Genomic DNA, 22,158 nt, shown 5'->3' on the forward strand with positions numbered 1-22,158 from the left:
CCGTCGCGAGACCACCATGCCTGCATCGGATTTCACCCACGACGACGTGACGCGGATGCTCCGCCTGATCGACGACGCCTCCGACATCGAACTGCGGATCGAGGTCGGCGACATGAAGCTGCACATGCGCAAATTCAGCGGCGCGTCACCATCCCCGTCCCCGTCTCCGGCTGCGGCTGCGGCTGCGGCCCCGGCGCTGGAGACGCCGCAACCCTTCGCCGCCCCGGCCGCGCTCCAACCGGCGCCATCCGCGCCGCCGCCAACTCGGGCCGCGCCCGCCGCCGCCAAGCCGGATGAGGGGCTGATCGCCGTGCGGGCGCCGATGCTCGGCCGTTTCTACCGCACCCCGTCGCCGAGCGAGCCGCCCTTCGTCGAGGTCGGCACCCATGTCGAACCGGACGACACCCTGTGTCTGGTCGAGGTGATGAAACTGTTCAACACGGTGCCGGCCGGCGTGCGCGGCACGGTGACGGCCTTCCTGGTCGAACACAACGCGATGGTCGAGGAGGACCAGATCCTCGTCACCATCCGCCCCGACGCCCCCGCCGCGAGGACGTCATGACCGCCCGCCAGCCCAGCTTCGCCCCCCTGCATCCGGCCGCCCGCGACGCGGGGGAGGTGCAGATCGTCGACACCACGCTGCGCGACGCGCAGCAATGCCTGTGGACCACCCGCATGACGGCGGGGATGATGCTGCCGATCGCCGACGCGATGGAGCGGGCGAACTTCGCCATGATCGACTTCATGGCGCCGGTGCAGTTCGACGTCTGCGTCCGTTACCTGAAGGAAGACCCGTGGGAGAAGGCCCGCTTCTTCCGCTCGAAGTTCCAGCGCACCCCGCTGCGCGGCTATTGCCGCAGCAAGAGCCTGCTCGGCTTCAGCCTGGTTCCCGACGACATCGTGGAATTGTGGATCGAACGGCTGTGCGCCAACGGCTTCAGCGTCGTCGGCACGCTCGACGCCCTGTTCGACATCGACAACATGGTGCTCAGCCTGCGCAAGGCGAAGCGGATGGGGATGTGGGCGGTCGGCGCCCTGGTCTTCTGCGAAAGCCCGCTGCACACCGACGACCTCTACGCCCGCACCGCGCGGGCGCTGATCGAGAAGGCCGACGTCGACGCGATCATGATCAAGGATTCCGGCGCGCTGCTGACGCCGGACCGCATCCGCACGCTGGTCCCGGCGCTGAAGGCGGTGATGGGGTCGCGCCCGCTGGAGCTGCACAGCCATTGCAACACCGGGCTGGCCCCGCTGGTCTATCTGGAAGGGGCGCGCCTGGGCGTCGACCAGTTGCACACCTCCATCGCGCCGCTCGCCAGCGGTCCGGCCCAACCGTCGGTGCAGGGAACCCTGCGCAACCTGGATCTGGCCGGATGGAAGACCATGGTCGACCGGCCGGCGGTGGACGAGATCAGCGCCTATCTGGAGGATCTGGCCGCCCAGGAAGGTTTCCCGGTCGGACGGCCGATGGAGTATGATTCCTTCCATTACCGCCACCAGATGCCTGGCGGCATGCTCGCCAACTGGCGGTTCCAGCTTCGCCAGAACGGGCTGGAGCACCGTTTCGACGAGATCCTGTACGAGGTCGCCCGCGTGCGCGAGGAGTTGGCCTGGCCGATCATGGTGACGCCTTTCGCGCAGATCATCGCGGTGCAGGCGATGCTGAACGTCGTCCATGGCGAGCGGTACCGCGTGGTGCCCGACGAGGTGAAGATGTACGCGCTCGGGCATTTCGGCCGGCTGCTGGCGCCGGTGGCGCCCGACGTGCTCGACCGCATCGTCGCCAACGGGTCGCCGAAGATCCCGCTGACGCCGGAACCCCTGCCGCCGGCCCTGCCGGAGTTGCGGCGGAAATACCCGAACGCCAGCGACGACGAGCGCCTGCTGCGCTTCATGTTCGCGGGCGACGAGGTCGGGGAGATGATCGCCGCCGGACCGCTGCGGACCGGGCCGGTGTTGCGGCAACCGCTCGAACGGCTGTTGAGCGCCTTGCTCGACCGCCCGGCGGTGAAGCATTTCCAGGTGGAAAAGGGGGCGTCCCGGTTCAGCCTCTCACGGTCGGCGTGACGACGCGCCGGATGCTCTCCCCATGATGGTGCAACCACGCTATGGTGCGGCCACTCAACCTGATGAATCGCGATGACGACCGACCCACCTTCCGACATCGGGGCCGCGCCGGCCAAGCGCCCCGGACGCCGCGCCCAACGCGCGGTGATCATGAGCACCGACGGCTCGCGCCCGCTCTACAAGGAGGTGAAGCTCGCCATCACGCGGATCCTGAGCGCCGGGGAGGTCGGCGGCGGCGACGCGATTCCGACGGAGAAGCAACTCTCCGAACGCTTCGGCGTCAGCGTCGGCACCATCCGCAAGGCCATCGACGAGCTGGTGGCGGAACGCGTTCTGATCCGCCAGCAGGGACGGGGAACCTTCCTCGCCCCGCTCAGTCCGGAGCGGATGCTGAACTATTTCTGGCACATCGTCCGCAAGGACGGAACGCGCGAGGTGCCCATCGTCCAGACGCTCGGCTTCCAGGGCGTTCCGGCGGACGCGGAGACGGCGGCGCGGCTCGGCATCCCGCCGGGCGCCGGGATCTTCCGCATCCGCAACCTGCTGCTGCTGGGCGGCGAACCGGTCATCATCGACGACATCCGGATCGCCCAGGCGATGTTTCCCGGACTGACCGAGGCCGATTTCGTCTCGCGCGACACCACGGTCTACGGACTCTATCAGAGCCGGTTCAACGTCAGCGTGCTCAAGGCGTTCGACCGTCTGTCCGCCGTCGCCGCCGATCCGGCCTCGGCCAAGCAGTTGGGCGTCGCCCTCAGCACGCCGCTGCTGCAAATCGACCGCATCGCGCTGACCTTCGAGGACCGGCCGGTGGAAAGCCGCCGTTCGCTGCTGCTCACCGACCGCTACGAGTATCACAACGCGCTGACGTCCGAAGAGCACTGACGGGCGGCCAGGGGCTCCGCCGGCGGCGGACAGGGGCCTCGTTGACCGTCCGCCAAAACATATATATGATTTAAATGTATTGGCGCGGCGCGATGCAGCTTTCCAGCCGGCCGCACCCGCCCGCCGATCCGAACAACCGATCGAAAAGGGGAAACGCATGCCCATTCGGCGAATCCTGGTGGCGAACCGGGGCGAGATCGCGTTGCGCGTCATCCGCGCCTGCCGCGATCTCGGCATCGAAGCGGTCCAGGTCCATTCCTCGGCGGATCAGGATTCGCTTCCCGTACGGCTGGCCGACGCCTCCGTGTGCATCGGCGGGCCGTCCGCGACGGAAAGCTATCTGAACGTCGATGCGCTCATCGACGCGGCGATGCGGACCGGCTGCGACGCGGTTCATCCCGGCTACGGCTTCCTGTCCGAGAATGCGGGCTTCGCGCGGACCTGCGAGGAGCGCGGGCTGGTCTTCATCGGGCCGAATCCGGCGGTGATCGATGCCATGGGCGACAAGGCGGCGGCGCGGCGCATCGCGGTGGAGGCCGGCGTCCCGGTGTCGCCCGGCTCGCCCGACCCGGTGTCCGGCGCCGACGAAGCCGCCGCCATCGCCGGCAAGGTCGGCTACCCGGTCCTGATCAAGGCGTCGGCCGGCGGCGGCGGGCGCGGCATGCGGGTGGTGGCCGACGAAGCCGCCCTGCGCGACACGCTGGAACGCGCCTCGGCCGAGGCCGCCGCCTCCTTCGGCAACGGCGCCGTCTACATCGAGAAATATCTGCCGCGCGTCCGTCACGTCGAGGTGCAGGTGATGGGCGACGGCGACCATGTCGTCCACATGGGCGAGCGGGATTGCAGCGTCCAGCGCCGCCATCAGAAACTGGTCGAGGAAAGCCCGTCCCCCGGCATTTCCAGCGACCTGCGCCGCCGCATCACCGAATCCGCCTGCGCGCTGGCCCGCCATGTGCGCTACCGCAGCGCCGGCACCCTGGAATTCATCGTCGACGCCGACAGCGAGGAGTTCTTCTTCATCGAGATGAACACCCGCATCCAGGTCGAGCATCCGGTGACGGAGGCGGTGACCGGCCTCGATCTGGTCAAGCTCCAGATCATCGTCGCCGACACCGGAATCCTGCCGCTGCGCCAGGAGGACGTCCACTTCTCGGGTCACGCCATCGAATGCCGGATCAACGCCGAGGATCCGGACAAGGGCTTCCTGCCGAAACCCGGCGTGCTGAAGGACTTCCATGCGCCGGCCGGGCCGGGCATCCGGGTCGACAGCCACGCCTACCCCGGCTACGCCCTGCCGCCCTATTACGACAGCCTGCTGGCCAAGATCGTCAGCTGGGGCCGCACCCGCGAGGAAGCCATCGCCCGCATGCGCCGGGCGCTGGCCGAAACCCGCGTGGAGGGCGTGCCGACGACCATCGGCTTCCACCAGCGGCTGCTGTCCGACGACCGGTTCCTCGCCGGGGCGGTCCACACCCGTTACGTCCGTGAAACGATGTGGGCCGGACATCCCATGCAGCACATGCTGTAAGGCGCGCCCTTCGTCACCAGAGCATTGGAAACGGCATGACCGTGCATGAACAGATCGGCCGCGCCCGCGCGGCCGGCGCCGGTTCTCTCGACGAGGCGACCGGCAAGGACATTCTGGCCTCCTATGGGATCGCCGTGCCCCGGCACCGGATCGTGCGCGACTCGGCCGAACTGCGCGACGCGGCGCTGGCGCTGGAACCGCCCTTCGTCCTGAAGGTCGTTTCCTCGGCGATCCTGCACAAGAGCGACGTCGGTGGCGTCCGGCTCGGCCTGCGCGACGCCGACGAGGCGGCGGCGGCGCTCGACGCGATGGCCGAAGCGCTCGCCGCGCACGGCCTGAGCGCCGACCGCTGGCTGCTGGAGGAGATGGTGCCGCCCGGCCAGGAACTGGTGATCGGCGGGCTGACCGATCCGCAATTCGGCCCGATGGTGATGGTCGGGCTTGGCGGCATCTTCATCGAGGTGCTGAAGGACGTCTCCTTCCGCATTTGCCCGATCACCCGCCGCGACGCCGTCGAGATGCTGGACGAGTTGAAGGGGGCGCCGCTGCTGCGCGGCGCGCGCGGGCGTCCGCCGGTCGACACCGACGCCGTCCTGGACGCGCTGATGCGGATCGGCGGCCCGGACGGGCTGCTGATGAGCCACGCCGACGCCCTCGCCGAACTCGACATCAACCCGCTGATCGCCACGCCGCGGGGTGCCTTCGCGGCGGATGCCCGCTTCATCCTACGACCCGCCGACGCTTCATGGAGCGCGTGATGCCCCCCTTCGCGAACACATCGGCTCTCGAGAGCTTCCGCCCGCTGTTCCATCCCCGCTCCATCGCCGTGGTCGGCGCGTCGGCGTCGTCGGTGTCGGGCGGCAACCGCTTCATCCGCCATCTGAAGGCGTTCGGCTACCAGGGGCGGATCCTGCCGGTCCATCCCTCGGCCGAGCGCATCGAGGATCTGCCGGCCATCCGCTCCCTGGCCGATCTGGACGAACCCGTCGATTATGCCTATGTCGCCGTCGCCGCCGACGCGGTGCCGGGGGTTCTGGCCTCGGGCCGGGGCAAGCTGCGCGTCGCCCAGGTGATGTCCAGCGGCTTCGGCGAAATCGATGGCGGGCAGGCGATGGAGGACAGGCTGGTCGCGGCGGCGCGCGAAGCGGGAATCCGCGTCGTCGGCCCCAATTGCCTCGGCGTCCATTCGCCCCGCGCCCGCGTGACCTTCACCGAACGGACCGGCCCCGAACCGGGTCGGATCGGAATCGTCTGCCAAAGCGGCGGGCTGGGCATCGACATCCTGCGCCGGGGGCGCGGCCGGGGGCTGCGCTTCAGCGGCCTCGTCACCGTCGGCAACTGCGCGGACGTCAGCGCGGCCGAGATCGTGCAGTATTTCGCCGAGAGCGACGACACCGACGTCATCGGCCTCTATGTCGAGGGGGTGAGGGACGGGCGCCGGCTGTTCGAGACGCTGCGCGCGAACAGCACCAAGCCGGTCGTCATCCTGAAGGGCGGGCGCACCGACCAGGGCCGTGCGGCGGCGGCATCCCACACCGGGTCGCTGGTCGGCAGCGACCACGCCTGGGTGGCGCTGGCGCGGCAGACCGGCGCGGTGCTGGCCGACACGCTGGATGCCTTCCTCGACACGCTGCTGGTCTTCCAATGCCTGACGCCGGCGGCGGTGCCGACCCGGCGGGTCGTGCTGTTCGGCAATGGCGGCGGCACCAGCGTGCTCGGCAGCGACGCCTTCAGCCGTGCCGGGTTCGACGTGCCGCGCCTGCCCGACGACATCGTGGCGGCGTTGACGGCGTTGGAGCTGCCCGCCGGATCCAGCGTACGCAACCCGATCGACACGCCGGCCGGCGCGCTTCAGAAGGACGAGGGGCGGCTGTTTCCCCGCATCCTCGACGTGGTCGGCGGCAGCGGTGCGCTGGACGCGCTGGTCGTGCACATCAACATGACGGTGGTGTTGAGCTTCAGGCATGTCGACATGCTCGGCAATCTGGTCGACGCCGCGCTTCGTGCCAAGGCCGACGGCTTCGCGCCGCATCTGGCGCTGGTGCTGCGCTCCGACGGCGAACCGGACGTCGAGGAGAAGAAGCGCGACTATCGCGCGCGCGCCGTCGCCGCAGGGATACCCATCTTCGACGAGCTGGCTTCGGCGGCGGCGTCGCTCGCCGGGTTGCGGCTGGTGGAAGCGTTCCGCGCCGGCCTTGACGGACAAATCGGCGGGCGGACGGTGTCCCGACGCAGCGCCGCACCGTAGACCGACCGGTTCTCGACCCGGTATCGGGTGCTCGGGATCACCGCCGAGCCGGTCGCCCGCGGTTGGAACGCCAATACCGGTCGACGTATGTCGGCGCGGGAAAAAATCGGCACGGTCCCCCGACGAATCTGCGGCGCCGCCCCGTATCACGGAGCAGACAGACAGAGCGGGGCGGCCCTGCGGCCGTCCGGACAAGCGTCGGGACAGTCATGACGATTCGTTGGAAGCCGGTGGTGACCGGTGTGATTCTCGCCGGTCTGGTCGGCGGCGTCGGTTACGCGGTCCAGCACAAGCTGACCGCCCCGGCGGTTCCCCATGCTGCCGGTGCCGGCGGCCCGCCGCCCGGCCCGCCCGGCGCTCCTCCGGGGGGACCGGGGAGCGGGCGCGGCGCCGTGGTGGCGGTGCAGGCCGGCACCGTGGCGCGTGAGGACGTGCCGATCTGGTTCGACGGCATCGGCACGGTCCAGGCCTTCAACAGCGTCACCGTGCGCGCCCGCGTCGACGGCGAGCTGCAACGCGTCTCGCTCCAGGAGGGGCAGCTGGTCAAGGCCGGTGACCTGCTGGCGACCATCGATTCCCGCCCGCTCCAGGCCCAGCTCGCCCAGGCGGAGGCGAAAAAGGCGCAGGACGAGGCGCTGCTCGCCAACGCGCGGCGCGACCTGGAGCGCAACATGAACCTGAAGGAGTTCGCGTCGCGCCAGACCGTGGATACCCAGCGCGCGCTGGTCGCCCAGTACGAGGCGCAGATCCGCGCCGACGAGGCGGCGATCGAGGCGGTGCAGGTCCAGCTGAACTACACCGCCGTCACCGCGCCGATCAGCGGCCGCATCGGCCTGCGCGCCGTCGACCAGGGCAACGTGGTGCGGGCCAGCGACCAGAACGGCATCGCCACCATCACCCAGATCCAGCCCATCGCCGTCATCTTCACCCTGCCTGAGAAGCAGCTTCAGGCGATTCTCGCCGCCCAGGCCGACGGCCCGGTCAAGGTCGAGGCGCAGGATCGCGAGGGCCGGCGCGTGCTCGACACCGGCAAGCTGGCGGTGGTGGACAATCTGATCGACAGCGGCACCGGCACCATCCGCCTCAAGGCCGAGATGCCCAACGACCCGCAGAAGCTGTGGCCGGGCCAGTTCGTCAATGTCCGCCTGCTGTCCGCCATCCGCCGCGGCGCCACCACGGTGCCGGCGACGGTGGTGCAGCGCGGGCCGCAGGGTACCTACGCCTATGTCCTCAAGGACGACCTGACGGTCGAACAGCGCCCGATCAGGGTCGCCCGCCAGGAGGAGAACAAGGCGATCGTCGACGAGGGGCTGACCCCCGGCGAGCGCGTGGTGGTGGACGGCCAGTACCGGCTGCAGCCCGGCTCCAAGGTGCGGATCGTCGAGCCCATCGCCTCGGCGGCACCGGCCGGAGCGGCCTCCACCCCCGCCCCCCTCACCGCCCCCGCCGCCACGCCGGACAACGCCCCCGCCGCGCGCGAGGAGCGTAGGCGCGAGCGGCAGCCGCATGACGGCGCCTCTCCGGGCACCGCCGGCCCGCGCGACGGGCGGCAGCCCTCATGAACATCTCCGCCCCCTTCATCCTGCGGCCGGTCGCCACCGGGCTGCTGATGCTGGCGGTCGTGCTGCTCGGCCTGCTCGGCTACAGCGCGCTGCCGATCTCGTCGCTGCCGACGGTCGATTTCCCGACGGTGCGCGTCACCACCCAGTTGCCGGGGGCGGCGCCCGACGTGATGGCGTCCTCCGTCACCGCGCCGCTGGAACGCCAGCTCGGCCAGATCGCCGGCATCTCCTCGATGATCTCGACCAGCTCCTTCGGGCTGTCGGTCATCACCCTGCAGTTCGACCTGACCCGCGACATCGACGCCGCCTCGCAGGACGTGCAGTCGGCGATCAGCGCGGCGTCCGGCACGCTGCCCAAGGGGCTGCCCAATCCGCCAGTCTACGACAAGGTCAACCCGGCCGACACGCCGGTCATGGTGCTGGCGCTGAGTTCGGACTCCCTGCGGCTGGAGACTGTCAGCGACGCCGCCGACACGCTGCTGGCGCAGAAGCTGTCCCAGGTCGAGGGCGTCGGCTATGTCGGGATCGAGGGCGGCCTGCGCCCCGCCGTGCGCGTGCAGGTCAACCCGGCCGCCGTCGCCGGGCTCGGGCTGACGCTGGAGGATGTGCGGACCACCATCACCCAGGCCAACGTCAACGCGCCGAAGGGCAGCTTCGATGGGCCGCGCCAATCCTGGTCGATCGGCGTCAACGACCAGATCGAGACCGCCGCCGCCTACCGCCCGATCATCGTCACCTACAAGAACGGCGGGCCGGTGCGGCTGAGCGACATCGGCACCGTGGTCGATTCGGTGGAGAACACCCGGCTGGCGGCGTGGCACGACGGCAAGCCGGCGGTGCTGCTGAACGTGCTGCGCCAGCCCGGCGCCAACATCATCGACACGGTCGACCGCATCCGCGCGCTGCTGCCGTCGCTCCAGTCGACGCTGCCGCCGCAGATCCAGATGGCGGTGCTGACCGACCGGACCGAGACCATCCGCGCCTCGGTGGTCGACGTGCAGAAGACGCTGGTGCTGACCGCCGGGCTGGTGGTGCTGGTGATCTTCCTGTTCCTGCGCAAGGCGTGGGCGACGGTGATCCCGGCGGCGGCGCTGCCGCTGTCGCTGATCGGCACCTTCGGCATCATGGCGCTGTGCGGCTTCAGCCTGGACAATTTGTCGTTGATGGCGCTGACAATCGCGTCGGGCTTCGTCGTCGACGACGCCATCGTGATGATCGAGAACATCGTCCGCCACATCGAGAAAGGCGAGAAGCCGCTGCAGGCCGCCCTCAAGGGCGCCCGCCAGATCGGCTTCACGGTCGTTTCGCTGACCCTGTCGCTGATCGCGGTGTTCATCCCGCTGCTGTTCATGGGCGGGGTGGTCGGCCGGCTGTTCCGCGAATTCGCCATCACGCTGTCCATCGCCGTGCTGGTGTCGGCGGTGATCTCGCTGACGCTGACGCCGATGATGTGCGCCCGCCTGCTGAAACCGGAAACCGAAAGCAAGCCCAACGCCCTGTTCCGCTGGACCGAGCGCGGTTTCGACGCCCTCCTGAACGGCTACGCCGCGTCGCTGCGCGTCGTGCTGCGCCACCAGCCGGCGACGCTGGCCGTCACCATCGCCACGCTGGTGGCGACGCTCTATCTCTACGACGTCATGCCCAAGGGCTTCCTGCCGCAGCAGGACACCGGCGTCATCGTCGGCGTGACCGACGCCGCCCCCTCCATCTCGGTCAAGGCGATGGCGGAGCGCCAGCGCGAGGTCGCCGACATCGTGCGGCGCGATCCCGACGTCGCCGGGGTGGCGAGCTTCGTCGGCACCGGCACGGTGAACGCCACCACCAACACCGGCAGCCTGACCATCTCGCTGAAGCCGCGCGGCGAGCGCGGCGCCTCGGCGGAGGAGATCATCGCCCGGCTGCGCGACGCCACCTCCGGCCTGAAGGGCGTCTCGCTGTTCATGCAGGCGGTGCAGGACGTGCAGATCGACAGCCGGGTCAGCCGCACCCAGTACCAGTACGTGTTGCAGGACGCCGACCCGCAGGAGCTGGAGCGCTGGACCCCGCGCCTGCTCGACGCCCTGCGGGCAAGGCCGGAGCTGACCGACGTCGCCACCGACCAGCAGCCGGACGGGCTGCAGGTCTACCTCACCATCGACCGCGACGCCGCCAGCCGCCTGCACGTCCTGCCCCAGGCCATCGACGACACCCTCTATGACGCCTTCGGCCAGCGCCAGGTCTCGACCATCTACACCCAGACCAACCAGTACCGGGTGATCCTGGAGGTCGAGCCGTCCTTCCAGATGGATCCGTCCTCCCTGTCCAAGATCTATGTGAAGAGCAGCGGCGGAGGCGTCGTGCCCCTGGGCGCGGTGGTGTCGGTGGAGCGCCGGACCGCCCCGCTCGTCATCACCCACCAGGGCCAGTTCCCCTCCGTCACCCTCTCCTTCAACGTGGCGCCCGGCGTCTCGCTGGGGGCGGCGGTGACGGCGATCCAGCAGGCGCGTGACGGCATCGGCATGCCGGCCACCGCGACCGCCCGCTTCGCCGGCACCGCGGCGGAGTTCCGCCAGTCGCTGGACACCCAGCCCTGGCTGATCCTGGCGGCGGTGGTCGCCGTCTACATCGTGCTGGGCGTGCTGTACGAGAGCACGATCCACCCGATCACCATCCTGTCGACCCTGCCGTCCGCCGGCATCGGCGCGCTGCTGGCGCTGATGGCGACCGGGCACGACCTGTCGCTGATCGCGCTGGTCGGCATCGTGCTGCTGATCGGCATCGTCAAGAAGAACGCGATCATGATGATCGACTTCGCGCTGGAGGCCGAGCGCCACCAGGGCATGGCGCCGGAACGCTCGATCTACGAGGCGTCGCTGCTGCGCTTCCGCCCGATCATGATGACGACGATGGCGGCCCTGCTGGGCGCCCTGCCGCTGGCGCTGGAAACCGGCACCGGATCGGAGCTGCGCCGGCCGATGGGCATCGCCATCGTCGGCGGGCTGGTGCTGAGCCAGGTGCTGACGCTCTACACCACGCCGGTCGTCTATCTCTACATGGACCGGCTGGGCAACCGGCTGGGCCGCTGGCTGCGCCCCGGACGCAAGGCGGCGGCGCTGCCGGGCAACGACCGCTCGCCCGGCAGCACGCCGGACAGCTCCCCCGGCAGTTCGCCGGGCCAAGCCGCGGCGGAGTGACGGCGATGTCGCTCTCCACCCCCTTCATCCAGCGCCCGGTCGGCACCTCGCTGCTGATGGTCGGGCTGATGATCCTCGGCATGGTCGCCTACCGCTTCCTGCCGGTGGCACCGCTGCCGCAGGTGGAGTTCCCGACCATCGTCGTCACCGCGTCCCTTCCCGGCGCCAGCCCGGAGACGATGGCGGCCTCGGTCGCCACGCCCTTGGAACGGCGGCTGTCCCGCATCGCCGGCGTGTCGGAGATGACCTCGAACAGCAAGCTCGGCAGCACCTCGGTCGTCGTGCAGTTCGACCTCGACCGCGATGTCGAGGCGGCGTCGCGCGACGTCCAGGCCGCCATCAACGCGGCCGGCGGCGACCTGCCGGCCGACCTGCCGAGCCCGCCCAGGATGAGGCGCATCAATCCGGCCGACGCGCCGGTGATGACGCTGGCGATGACGTCGGCCACGCTGGCCCCGGCCGAGCTGTTCAATCTGGCCGATACCATCATCGGCCAGCGGTTGAGCCAGATCGAGGGGGTGGCCCAGGTTTCCATCAACGGGGCGGAGAAGACGGCGGTGCGGGTGCGGGTCAACGCCGCCGCCGCCGCCAACATGGGCGTCAGCCTGGAGACGGTCCGCAGCGTCATCTCGCAGGCCAATGCCAACGGGCCGAAGGGCAGCTTCGACGGCCTCCATGAGTCCTGGTCGATCGGCGCCAGCGACCAGCTGTTCGGCGCAGACTCCTACCGCCGGCTGATCGTGACCGAGAAGAACGGCGCCACCGTCCGGCTGGGCGACGTCGCCGAGGTGGTCGAGGCGCCGGAGAACAGCCGGACCGCCGCCTGGCAGGACGGCCAGCGCGCCGTCCTGATCAACATCCAGAAGCAGCCGGGATCCAACGTGGTCGACACGGTGGATCTGGTGAACGCCGAGCTGCCGACGCTCCGCGGCTGGATGCCGCCGGGGGTCGTCCTGTCGGTGCGCACCGACCGCACGCCGACCATCCGCGCCTCCATCGACGACGTGCAGAAGACGCTGGCGGTCACGGTGGCGCTGGTGGTGATGGTGATGGCGCTGTTCCTGCGCCGGCTGTGGGCCACGGTCATCCCGGCGGCCTCGGTGCCCCTGTCGCTGGCCGGCACCTTCGGGGTGATGTGGATCGCCGGCTACAGCCTGGACAATTTCTCGCTGATGGCGCTGACCATCTCGGTCGGCTTCGTGGTCGACGACGCCATCGTCGTCATCGAGAACATCGTCCGCCACATCGAGAAGGGCGCCAGGCCCTTCGAGGCGGCGGTGACGGGGGCGCGGCAGGTCGCCTTCACCGTGGTGTCGATCAGCCTGTCCCTGATCGCCGTCTTCATCCCCATCCTGTTCATGGGCGGCATCCAGGGCCGGCTGTTCCGCGAATTCGCCGTGGTGCTGTCGGTCGCCATCGCGGTGTCGGCGGTGGTGTCGCTGACGCTGACCCCGATGATGTGCGCCCACCTGCTGGAACCGGAGGCGGAGCGCAAGCCCCCCGGACGGCTCGCCCGCGCGCTCGCCTGGATCGGCGACCGGCTGTTCGGCCTCTATGCCGACGGGCTGGACTGGGTGCTGGTCCACCGCCGCACCATGCTGGTGGCCACCTTTGCCATCATCGGCGTCAGCGTCTGGCTCTACGGGCAGGTGCCGAAGGGCTTCGTGCCGCAGCAGGACACCGGCCTGCTGATGGGGTTCAGCGACCCGCCGCCCGACATCTCCTTCAAGGCGATGGTGACGCGCCAGCGCGCGCTGCAGGAGGCGGTGGCCGGCGACCCGGCGGTCGCCAGCGTCGGCGGCACCATCGGCGGCGGCGGGCCGGGCGGCAGCTATTCCGGCCAGATCAACATCGCGCTGAAGCCGAAGGCCGAGCGCGACGACCTCGCCACCGTCACCCAGCGGTTGCGCCAGCGCGCCGGCCGGGTGCCGGGGGTGCAGCTGTACCTGATGCCGGTGCAGGACATCCGCTCCGGCGGCTTCCAGGGGCGCAGCCAGTACCGCTACAGCCTGCAGGACGCCGACATCGGCGCGCTGAACGAATGGGCGCCCAAGCTGGTCGACAAGATGCGCACCCTGCCGGAGCTGGTCGACGTCGCCAACGACCGCCAGAACGGCGGCATCAAGGCCGACCTGATCGTCGACCGCGACGCCGCCTCGCGCCTCGGCGTGTCGCTGAGCGGGCTGGAGGCGGTCCTGTACGATGCCTTCGGCCAGCGGCAGGTCTCGACCATGTATCTGGCGCAGAACCAGCACAAGGTCGTGCTGGAGGTCGACCCCAGCGAGGCGCTCGGCCCCGACGACCTGAAGCGCATCCATGTGGCGGGAAGCGGCGGCATGGTGCCGCTGTCGGCGGTGGCGCGCGTCGCCATCGTCAACGACGCCTCCAGCATCCAGCACCAGAGCGGCTTCCCGGTCGCCAACCTGACCTTCGACCTCGCGCCCGGCGTCTCGCTGTCCCAGGCGACGGAGGTGATCCAGCGCGCGGCGGAGGACATCGGCATGCCCGCCGGCATCCGCGCCGGCTTCCAGGGCGATGCCAAGGCCTTCCAGCAATCCGCATCCAGCCAGCCGCTGCTGATCCTGGCGGCGCTGATCACCATCTACATCGTGCTGGGCGTGCTGTACGAAAGCCTGATCCACCCGCTGACCATCCTGTCGACCCTGCCGTCGGCCGGGCTGGGGGCGCTGATCGCGCTGATCCTGACCGGCTACGACCTGTCGATCGTGGCGCTGATCGGCATCGTGCTGCTGATCGGCATCGTCAAGAAGAACGCGATCATGATGATCGACTTCGCGCTGGAGGCGGAGCGGACGCGCGGCCTGTCGCCGCTGGAGGCGATCCGCGAGGCCGGTCTGGTCCGCTTCCGCCCGATCATGATGACGACGATGGCAGCATTGCTGGGCGCCGTGCCGCTGGCCTTCGACTATGGCACCGGCGGCGAGATCCGCCGTCCGCTCGGCATCGCCATCATCGGCGGCCTGCTGGTGAGCCAGCTGCTGACGCTCTACACCACGCCGGTGGTCTATCTGACGCTGGAGCGGCTGGCCCTGCGGCGCAACCGCCGCGGCGCCATCGCCGCCCCGGCGGAATAGGAGGCGGCACATGGGTGTGCTTTCCGTAATCCTCAGGATTTCCATCATCCCCTCGGGATCCCCTCTCCCCCCCGGGGAGAGGGTTGGGGTGAGGGGGTGGCGCGGCGAGGATTCTCGGGATAGCCACACCATGCATCCCCCTCACCCCGGGGGGGAGAGGGGGACTTCGTCCCCCTGGCGCCTCTCCACCCTGTTGGGCATAGTTCTGGCCCACGGCATGAGCGGACCCCCGGTGATCGAGGCCAGCGACAGCGACGGTGAGGGCGACGACGCGCTGATGGGGCGGGTTGCCGGCGGCGACGCCGGCGCCTTCGACCGGCTGGCCGCCCGCCACATGCGCCGCGCCGTGGCGCTCGCCCAGCGGATGACCGGCAACCCGTCCGACGCCGACGAGATCGCGCAGGAGGCGTTCCTGCGGGTCTGGCAGCATGCCGGCCGCTGGGACGGCGGGCGGGCCGCCTTCACCACCTGGCTCTACCGCATCGTGATGAACCTCGCCATCGACCGCGGCCGCCGTCCCGGCTGGTCGCCGCTGGAGGAGGCCGGCGACCTGCCCGACGAGGCGCCCGACATCGTCGCCCGCATCGCCGAGCGCCAGACCGCGCTCAGAGTCAACCGGGCGCTGGCCGCATTGCCCGACCGCCAACGCGCCGCGGTGGTGCTGTTCCACCAGGAGGGGCTGAGCCTGCGGCAGGCCGCCGAGGTGCTGGCGATGGGCGAAAGCGCCTTCGCCTCGCTGCTCGCCCGCGCCCGCGCCGCGCTGAAGACCGCGCTTGCCGGCGGAGACGTCCCGTGAAGGAGGATGGAATGACCGACGAAGACTTCCTCCGTCATCTGGACGCGCATGGAGCATCCCCGGAACGCTGGCCGCCGGAGCTGCGCGCCGCCGCCGAGGCCGCGCTCGCCCGCTCGCCCGCGCTACGGACGGCGCGGGAGCAGGCGCAGGCGTTCGACGATCTGCTGGCCGGCACCGCGCCCGAGCCGGCGGACGCCCGCATCGACCGCCTGCTGTCCGCCGTCGGCGAGGCCGCGCGGGCAATGCCGCAGGACGGGCTGACGGTGCTCCTGCTCGGCCGGATGCCGCGGCGGGCGGCGGCCGGGCTATGCGTCGCCCTGCTGGCGCTCGGCTGGATGGCGGGAAGCTGGATGGCCGGCAGCCTGCCCGCCCCCGCCGCCCTGTCGCCGCCCCAGGAGCTGGCGCTTCTGCACGAGAATGTGGTCACGCTTTTCGACGGAGACTCCCGATGAGCGGTTCCACCGCCCCCCGTCGCACCCTGCCCCGCGCCCTGCCCCGCATCCTGGCGCCCTTCCTGCGGCGCCCGGGGCTGCGCGCGCTGGCGCTGGCCTCGCTGGCGCTGAACCTGTTCCTGGCGGCGATGCTGGTCGCCACCTTCCGCGACCCGCCCCCGCCGCCCTACCGGCCGATGCCCGACCGCTTCGTCGAGCATATGGCCGCCGACCTCACCGACGCCGACGCCCACCGCCTGCGCGCCGCCTTCGAGCCGCTGCGTCCGCGCTACGACGCGCTGACCCGCGAGTACCGCGACGCCGGGGAGCGGGTGCGCGCCCTGCTCCGGGCCGATCCGGTCGATTACGACTCCCTGCGCGCCGCGACCGAGGCCGCCCGCGCCAAGCGCCGCCAGATGGGCGAACTGACCGAGGAAACCGTCCTGTCGCTCCTGCCCGCCCTGTCGCCGGCCGGGCGGCTGCGGCTGGTCGGCGGGCCGGGGTCGGCAGGAGCGCCGGGGGCGCCTAAAAAATAGGCAAACCCACTCATCCACAGGCCGGACAGGCTGGCCGGAAGGGTGGCGATGATTCTGTTCGGGGATTGCGCACACATCTATCCACAGATTCTGTGGAGAAGAAAACCGGCAGAAATTTTATCCACACAAATTCACATTCTATCATCCCCAGCTTTTGTTGCCCGCCTGCCGGACGATCCTTGTATCCACTGCCGATCCGGCATATCCAAATGACGAGGCCAGTTCATGTAGATTGGCAAGATTGGTGGGTGATCGTCATGATCGGAGATCCGTTTCATCCAAAGAAGGCGACGATCTCTTTGCGAGTAGATCGCCGGGTCAAAGATGTCGCCAAGAATTACGCACGTCAGCGGCAGACGCCTCTGGCCGAGGTCATGCGCGACCTCTTGGCCCGCTACGTCGCCGAATGCGCGCGGGAGAATGCCCAGGCGAGCCCGGACCTGTTGAAGGAGCGGCCGGCGCAATATGTGGATTTCGCCAAGCTGGAAGGCCTGATGGGCCGGCATGAGTAGGGTCCGCGCCGCAAGGCGCGTGACACCTATGGTGCGGCGGCCCGGCGGGCCATGCTGGCCATCTCCTTGCCCCAGGCCACATAATGGCGGCTGTATTCGGCCAGTTCCGGGATTCCGGCCGTCTTCGCCGCGAAGGCGGCCAGAACCGGCTCCTGCCGGGCGGCCAGCGCGGCGGCATCGGGCCGGCGCGTTGCGGTCAGGAAGGAACTGAGGCTGGTGACCACGCTGCCGCCCCGCCGCGCCGCCGCCTTCGCCAGCCCGTCGAGCAGCCAGGGCATGTATTTCAGCGCATAGTCGGCGTAGCCGCGCAGGATGGCGGCCTGGCTCCGCAGCTGGTCGTGCTCGCGGTCGAAGTCGGCCCGGTCGACGATGCGGTGGTCACGGTAGACCACCGGTGCCGCCGCCGAGGTGTCGCAGGCCCAGCCCTTGCGCGGCACCAGCATGTCGGCCTGGTCCGGCTCGTCGCGATAGGGATAGAACGGCATGGTCCGGCAGCGCGACGGCTTGTCCGCGTGGATGTTGCAGCGGCCGTCGGCGGCCAGCTCGGGACAGGGGAAGGACGGCGGGATATACATGGTCGGCGCGATGGTCACGGCCAGCGTCTTGCGGTCGCGCAGCCGCACCGTGGTGCCCAGCCCGGCCGTTCGCGCGAACGCCTTGGCACCCTGGCGCACCGGCGTCCACAGCATCGCCAGCGGAAAGCGCCCGGCATGCGCCACGGCATCCTCCAGGGTCAGCGGCAGCCAGCCATGGCAGCATGCTCCGCAGGCCGTGCAGGCGAATCGCTGTTCCATCGAACGCCTCCCATCCGCGGCTCAGGCGCCGCAGCACTTCTTGTGTTTCTTGCCCGACCCGCAGGGGCACGGGTCGTTGCGGCCGATCTTGACCACATGGCGCGGCGGCGCTTTCGGGTTGACCTCCCCCTCCACATACAGCCACCGGCCATCCTGGTTGCGGAAGGAAGCGCGTTCGTGGTGGACGAGATCCTGGCCGTCACGCCGGAAGCGGATGCGGAACTCCACCGTGGCGCCGCCGTCCCCGGCCTCCGTGGCGTTCAGCACCTCCAGCCCCTGCCATTCGGCCTCTTCGGCCAGCCGTTCGGCCTCGGCACGGTTGAAGTCGTCGCGGATTTCGGGCGCGTGCGTACGCTCGACATGGTCCAGGTCGCCGCGAGCGTAGGCGGTGTAGCGGGAGCGCATGAGCGCTTCGGCCGTCGGGGCGGGGGCGCCGGCGATGATCGGGCCGCAGCACTCGTCGAACGCGCGGGCGGAACCGCAGGGGCAGTTGGACACCGGAACGATCCTTCCACAGGGTTGGCTACAAGGGACGCAGGCTACAGGCTCGGCGGCCTTGGGCCACGTGATGCGCGTCGCGCTCCAGCATGGCGGCTTCGGCATGGCAATGGAAGGGGGCCGCGGAGTCCCCGAGATGTCTTCATACCGAGGGTGACAATCCGGATTGTTACCGGACCGGCTTGCGGTGTCGGGCGCACCGGCCGGCAGAATCCCGCCTGGCTCCTTGAACCTCCCCATTTCTTCCAGTGTCCCGGCACTTCCGCCACGCTACGGAAATCGTCTCTGTGGCCGAAAAGATACATCCGATATCGGAAATGTAATGGTGACAATATTCGATTTGACCCGGACGATTACGTCTCCATAATCCTGATTGTCTCGATTGTTCGAGCAACGTGTGCCAGATGATGGCCCGATGAATGGAGAGTTCGATGCCCCACACCGACGTGACCCGCAGCTCCGGTTCGTACCTGGCCGCCCATGGCGCCGTCCCGGCCGCCGACCGCGCCACCCGTCGTGTCGCCGGGACCTTCTTCGTCTGGCGGTTGCTCGGCCTGCTGTTCTCCGCGCTGGAGCGGCGCAAACAGCGCAATGCCCTGATGGGGCTGGACGACCATCTGCTGAAGGACATCGGCGTCAGCCGCGCCGAGGTCGAGCAGGAAGTGACGAAGCCGTTCTGGCGGGGATGAGACGATGGCCGACCAATCCCTTCCGATCCAGTGCGCCGTCGAATACGCCGTCGAACCGGACCTGACCGCCGACGCCTTCATCGATGTCCTGGAACGCTCCGGGCTGGCCGAGCGCCGGCCCGTGGGCGACCGGCCGCGGGTGGAGGCGATGCTGCGCAACGCCGGCCTGATCCTCACCGCCCGGGCGGACGGCAGGCTGGTGGGCGTGGCCCGCTCGATCACCGACTTCGTCTATTGCTGCTACCTGTCCGACCTCGCCGTCGACCGCGCCCTCCAGGGGCGCGGCATCGGCCGGGAGCTGATGCGCCGCACCCGCGACGCGATGGGGGAAGGCACCATGTGCCTGCTGCTGTCGGCGCCCAAGGCGATCAGCTTCTACGAGCAGGCCGGGCTGAAACGGCATGAGCAGGCCTTCCTGTTCACCGACCTGGAATAATCCCCTTCGCCCCCAGTCCCTTTCGCCCAAGACGGAGCACCGCCGTCATGCCTGACACCATCGCGACGGCCACCGGAGCCGACACCGCCGGCCTTGCCATCTCCTACGCTGACGTGGCGGCGGCGGCGGAGCGGATCGCCGGCGTCGCCCACCGCACGCCGCTGCTGACCAGCCGCACCGCCGACACGCTGACCGGCGGCGAGCTGCTGTTCAAGTGCGAAAATTTCCAGCGCACCGGCGCCTTCAAGATCCGCGGCGCCTACAATGCGGTGTCGCGCTTCACCCCGCTCCAGCGGGCGGTCGGCGTCGTCGCCTATTCGTCCGGCAACCATGCCCAGGCGCTGGCGCTGGCGGCGTCGATGCTGAAGGTGAAGTCCACCATCGTCATGCCGCAGGACGCCCCGGCGGCCAAGCTGGCGGCCACCCGCGGCTATGGCGCCGACGTGGTGCTGTACGACCGCTATGCCGAGCCGCCCGACGCCGCCGTCGCCCGCGTGCTGGAGGAGCGGGGCGGCGTCCTGATCCCGCCCTTCGACCATCCGCATGTGATGGCCGGCCAGGGCACGGTCGCCAAGGAGCTGATCGAGACGGCGACGGAGACGGGCGGGCCGCTCGACCTGCTGGTCGTGCCGACCGGCGGCGGCGGGCTGCTGTCCGGCTGCCTGGTCGCCGCGAAGACGCTGAACCCCGGCTGCCGCGTCGTCGGGGTCGAGCCGGAGGCCGGCAACGACGCCCAGCAGAGCCTGCGCAGCGGCGCCATCGTCCGCATCGACGCGCCGAAGACCATCGCCGACGGCGCCCAGAGCCGCGCGGTCGGCCAGCTGACCTTCCCGGTGATGCAGCGGCTGGTCGACGACATCGTCACCGTCACCGACGCCGAACTGGTCGAGGCGATGCGCTTCTTCGCCGCCCGGATGAAGATGATGGTCGAGCCGACCGGCTGCCTTGCCGCCGCCGCGGTGCTGTCGGGCAAGTTCGACGTCCGCGGCAAGCGGGTCGGCATCGTCGTCACCGGCGGCAATGTCGACCTCGCCCGCTTCGCCTCGCTGGTCCAGGCGGCCTGACCGGCGCCTCGCCCCACCGCCCGTCCTTCACATCTTCGCCCCTTCAGGGAGCCACCGATGCGCCTGCCCATCTATCAGGTCGATGCCTTCACCGACCGTGTCTTCGCCGGCAATCCGGCGGCGGTCGTGCCGCTGGAGTCCTGGCTGCCCGATGACCAGCTCCAGGCCATCGCGGCGGAGAACAATCTGGCGGAGACCGCCTATTTCATCCGCAGCGGCGACGGGTTCGAACTGCGCTGGTTCACCCCGGCGGTCGAGGTCGACCTGTGCGGCCATGCGACGCTGGCGACCGCCTTCGTCATCTCCACCATCCTGGAGCCCGGCCGCGACCGCATGGCGTTCGCCACCCGGCAGGCCGGCGTCCTGACCGTCACCCGCGACGGCGACCGCTACACCCTGGACTTCCCCAGCCGTCCCGCCGGCCCGGCGGAGCACCCCGATCCCGTCCTGTTCGCCGCGCTGGGCGGCCCGGCTCCGGCCGCGGTGCTGCGCGGGCGCGACTATCTGGTCGTCTACGAGACGGCGGACGCGGTGCGGGCGTTGACGCCGGACATGGCCCTGCTGTCGAAGCTCGACCTGTTCGCGGTCTGCGTCACTGCGCCGGGAGACGGCGACGTGGATTTCGTCTCGCGCCTGTTCGCCCCGGCCCAGGGCATTCCGGAGGATCCGGTCACCGGCTCCACCCACTGCATGCTGACCCCCTATTGGGCGGAGCGGCTGGGCAAGACGGTTCTGAACGCCCGTCAGGTCTCGGCCCGCGGCGGTGCGCTGCTGTGCGAGCTGGCCGGCGACCGGGTGAGGATCGGCGGGCAGGCGGTGCTGTATCTCGAAGGCTCGATTTTGGTATGAAGGCAGGATGACCGTCCGGTTCGAGCGCATAGCACCGATTTTGCCGGTCCGCGACGTGCGCGCGGCGCTCGACCATTACCGGCGGCTCGGTTTCGAGGTGACCGCCTATGACGACGCCGCCGCGGATCCCGTCTACGGCTTCCTGGCCTGGGGCGACGTCAGCCTCCATCTGGCGCGGGTTCCCGATCTCGATCCGGCAAACTCGGCGGTGGCCTGCTACCTCTATGTCAGCGATGCCGACGCTCTGCATGCGGCATGGCAGGCCGCCGGAACCGGCGGCCGCCTGACCGCGGTCGCCGACACCCCCTATGGACTGCGCGAGTTCGCCCATATCGATCCGGACGGCAACCTGCTGCGGATCGGTGCGGCGGCGGAGAGGACCACCGCCGATGGCTGACGACACCGTCCTTCCCTTCTCGGGGTAGACCCAACAGTCGTGTCACCAGGGGCCATTTGGAAAGCGGTATGGAAAGGCGACCGAGCCGAGCTTATTCCGGCGCGGCGTTAAGGCTTTCGGCGAACTTGTTCATCAGCCGGACCAACTCGGCCACGTCGAGCGGATCCCAATCCGCGAAGATCGCACGCCCCAGCCGTTCGCGAGCGGCATCGACCGCCTCCGTCATGGCCTTGCCCTCGGGTGTCACCACGGCTTCGCGGACACGCGCATCCCTAGCGCCTGCCTGACGCCGCACGAGGCCAAGGTCATCAAGCTTAGCAACTTGTCGGCTGACCGTCGTGTAGTCGCGTCCGATCCGGTCAGCGAGGTCCACCACACCGATCGGTCCAAACCGCTCGATGCCGACCAGCAGAGGAAACAGCGCGCGGTCAAGCGGGATGCCCGCCGCGCGCACCATCGCCTCGTCGCGCTGTGGGCGGTTCATCACCGCCAAGATGTCGAGCAACGCGGCGTGCAGCATGCGGATCTGCGCGCCTATGAGTGCATTTTGCACATTGTTCGTTGACACCGGCCCACCCTTCTGATTTTATATGCATAT

At 69.8% G+C, this 22,158-nt stretch carries 20 protein-coding genes and 1 pseudogene; 18 read left to right on the forward strand and 3 right to left on the reverse strand.

Annotated features, from left to right (window positions below; genetic code table 11):
- Nucleotides 1-16: 16 nt before the first annotated feature.
- The 13 genes and pseudogenes from AL072_RS25805 to AL072_RS33785 all read left to right on the forward strand — a co-directional run bounded on the left by AL072_RS25805 (nt 17) and on the right by AL072_RS33785 (nt 16,833).
- A complete protein-coding gene (locus AL072_RS25805; protein ID WP_052710187.1) occupies nt 17-562 on the forward strand; it encodes an acetyl-CoA carboxylase biotin carboxyl carrier protein in 546 nt (181 codons plus the stop codon).
- Complete coding sequence (locus tag AL072_RS25810; protein ID WP_045583802.1) at nt 559-2,067, forward strand: carboxylase; 1,509 nt, start codon at nt 559-561, stop codon at nt 2,065-2,067. Before AL072_RS25805 ends, AL072_RS25810 begins: the two co-directional genes overlap by 4 nt.
- A 72-nt stretch (nt 2,068-2,139) precedes the next feature.
- Nucleotides 2,140-2,952: a GntR family transcriptional regulator gene (locus tag AL072_RS25815; RefSeq protein WP_200909918.1), complete on the forward strand. Its 813-nt coding sequence runs from the start codon at nt 2,140-2,142 to the stop codon at nt 2,950-2,952.
- A gap of 157 nt (nt 2,953-3,109) precedes the next feature.
- Nucleotides 3,110-4,480, forward strand: coding sequence for an acetyl-CoA carboxylase biotin carboxylase subunit (accC, locus tag AL072_RS25820; RefSeq protein WP_200909919.1), 1,371 nt, complete (start codon nt 3,110-3,112; stop codon nt 4,478-4,480).
- A gap of 35 nt (nt 4,481-4,515) precedes the next feature.
- A complete protein-coding gene (locus AL072_RS25825; RefSeq protein ID WP_045583801.1) occupies nt 4,516-5,238 on the forward strand; it encodes an acetate--CoA ligase family protein in 723 nt (240 codons plus the stop codon).
- Nucleotides 5,238-6,728 (forward strand): CoA-binding protein, encoded by a 1,491-nt coding sequence (locus AL072_RS25830; RefSeq protein ID WP_045584010.1) that lies wholly within the window; start codon nt 5,238-5,240, stop codon nt 6,726-6,728. Before AL072_RS25825 ends, AL072_RS25830 begins: the two co-directional genes overlap by 1 nt.
- A 209-nt stretch (nt 6,729-6,937) precedes the next feature.
- The gene (locus AL072_RS25835) at nt 6,938-8,290 is read left to right on the forward strand and encodes an efflux RND transporter periplasmic adaptor subunit (protein WP_045583800.1); all 1,353 of its coding nucleotides are present in this window, start codon (nt 6,938-6,940) and stop codon (nt 8,288-8,290) included.
- A complete protein-coding gene (locus tag AL072_RS25840; protein WP_045583799.1) occupies nt 8,287-11,463 on the forward strand; it encodes a multidrug efflux RND transporter permease subunit in 3,177 nt (1,058 codons plus the stop codon). The genes AL072_RS25835 and AL072_RS25840 overlap by 4 nt, the downstream gene beginning before the upstream one ends.
- Before the next feature lie 5 nt (nt 11,464-11,468).
- A pseudogene (locus AL072_RS25845) lies at nt 11,469-14,558 on the forward strand (efflux RND transporter permease subunit); the annotation flags it as partial.
- A 217-nt stretch (nt 14,559-14,775) separates the two neighbouring features.
- Complete coding sequence (locus AL072_RS25850) at nt 14,776-15,354, forward strand: RNA polymerase sigma factor (protein ID WP_045583797.1); 579 nt, start codon at nt 14,776-14,778, stop codon at nt 15,352-15,354.
- Nucleotides 15,355-15,365: 11 nt separating this feature from the next.
- Nucleotides 15,366-15,806 carry a hypothetical protein gene (locus tag AL072_RS25855; protein WP_245636982.1) on the forward strand — a complete coding sequence of 147 codons (441 nt, stop codon included), beginning with the start codon at nt 15,366-15,368 and terminating at the stop codon, nt 15,804-15,806.
- The gene (locus tag AL072_RS25860) at nt 15,803-16,321 is read left to right on the forward strand and encodes a periplasmic heavy metal sensor (RefSeq protein ID WP_045583795.1); all 519 of its coding nucleotides are present in this window, start codon (nt 15,803-15,805) and stop codon (nt 16,319-16,321) included. The genes AL072_RS25855 and AL072_RS25860 overlap by 4 nt, the downstream gene beginning before the upstream one ends.
- Nucleotides 16,322-16,578: 257 nt before the next feature.
- Nucleotides 16,579-16,833, forward strand: a complete 255-nt coding sequence (locus AL072_RS33785) for a hypothetical protein (RefSeq protein ID WP_245637004.1) — start codon at nt 16,579-16,581, stop codon at nt 16,831-16,833.
- Nucleotides 16,834-16,859: 26 nt separating this feature from the next.
- Here the strand turns inward: AL072_RS33785 and AL072_RS25865 are convergent, their stop codons facing one another.
- Nucleotides 16,860-17,627 (reverse strand): YkgJ family cysteine cluster protein, encoded by a 768-nt coding sequence (locus AL072_RS25865; protein WP_045583793.1) that lies wholly within the window; start codon nt 17,625-17,627, stop codon nt 16,860-16,862.
- Between the two features lie 21 nt (nt 17,628-17,648).
- Nucleotides 17,649-18,125, reverse strand: coding sequence for a YchJ family protein (locus AL072_RS25870; protein WP_045583792.1), 477 nt, complete (start codon nt 18,123-18,125; stop codon nt 17,649-17,651).
- Between the two features lie 431 nt (nt 18,126-18,556).
- Here AL072_RS25870 and AL072_RS25875 point away from each other — a divergent pair, with 431 nt between their 5' ends.
- Genes AL072_RS25875 through AL072_RS25895 form a run of 5 tightly spaced genes read left to right on the forward strand, consistent with a single transcriptional unit; the run spans nt 18,557 to nt 21,560 of the window.
- Nucleotides 18,557-18,814 carry a DUF1127 domain-containing protein gene (locus AL072_RS25875; protein WP_245636983.1) on the forward strand — a complete coding sequence of 86 codons (258 nt, stop codon included), beginning with the start codon at nt 18,557-18,559 and terminating at the stop codon, nt 18,812-18,814.
- A gap of 4 nt (nt 18,815-18,818) precedes the next feature.
- Nucleotides 18,819-19,250 (forward strand): GNAT family N-acetyltransferase, encoded by a 432-nt coding sequence (locus AL072_RS25880; RefSeq protein WP_045583790.1) that lies wholly within the window; start codon nt 18,819-18,821, stop codon nt 19,248-19,250.
- A 47-nt stretch (nt 19,251-19,297) separates the two neighbouring features.
- Nucleotides 19,298-20,314: a threo-3-hydroxy-L-aspartate ammonia-lyase gene (locus AL072_RS25885; protein ID WP_045583789.1), complete on the forward strand. Its 1,017-nt coding sequence runs from the start codon at nt 19,298-19,300 to the stop codon at nt 20,312-20,314.
- A gap of 57 nt (nt 20,315-20,371) precedes the next feature.
- On the forward strand, nt 20,372-21,163 hold the full coding sequence (locus AL072_RS25890; RefSeq protein WP_045583788.1) for a PhzF family phenazine biosynthesis protein: 792 nt from the start codon (nt 20,372-20,374) through the stop codon (nt 21,161-21,163).
- 7 nt (nt 21,164-21,170) lie between these two features.
- A complete protein-coding gene (locus tag AL072_RS25895; RefSeq protein ID WP_045583787.1) occupies nt 21,171-21,560 on the forward strand; it encodes a bleomycin resistance protein in 390 nt (129 codons plus the stop codon).
- A gap of 91 nt (nt 21,561-21,651) precedes the next feature.
- Here AL072_RS25895 and AL072_RS25900 read toward each other — a convergent pair whose 3' ends face one another.
- Nucleotides 21,652-22,128 carry a MarR family winged helix-turn-helix transcriptional regulator gene (locus AL072_RS25900; protein WP_082109122.1) on the reverse strand — a complete coding sequence of 159 codons (477 nt, stop codon included), beginning with the start codon at nt 22,126-22,128 and terminating at the stop codon, nt 21,652-21,654.
- Nucleotides 22,129-22,158 lie beyond the last annotated feature (30 nt).

Origin of the sequence: Azospirillum thiophilum (genome assembly GCF_001305595.1) — a bacterium.
Taxonomy (GTDB): Bacteria; Pseudomonadota; Alphaproteobacteria; order Azospirillales; family Azospirillaceae; genus Azospirillum; species Azospirillum thiophilum.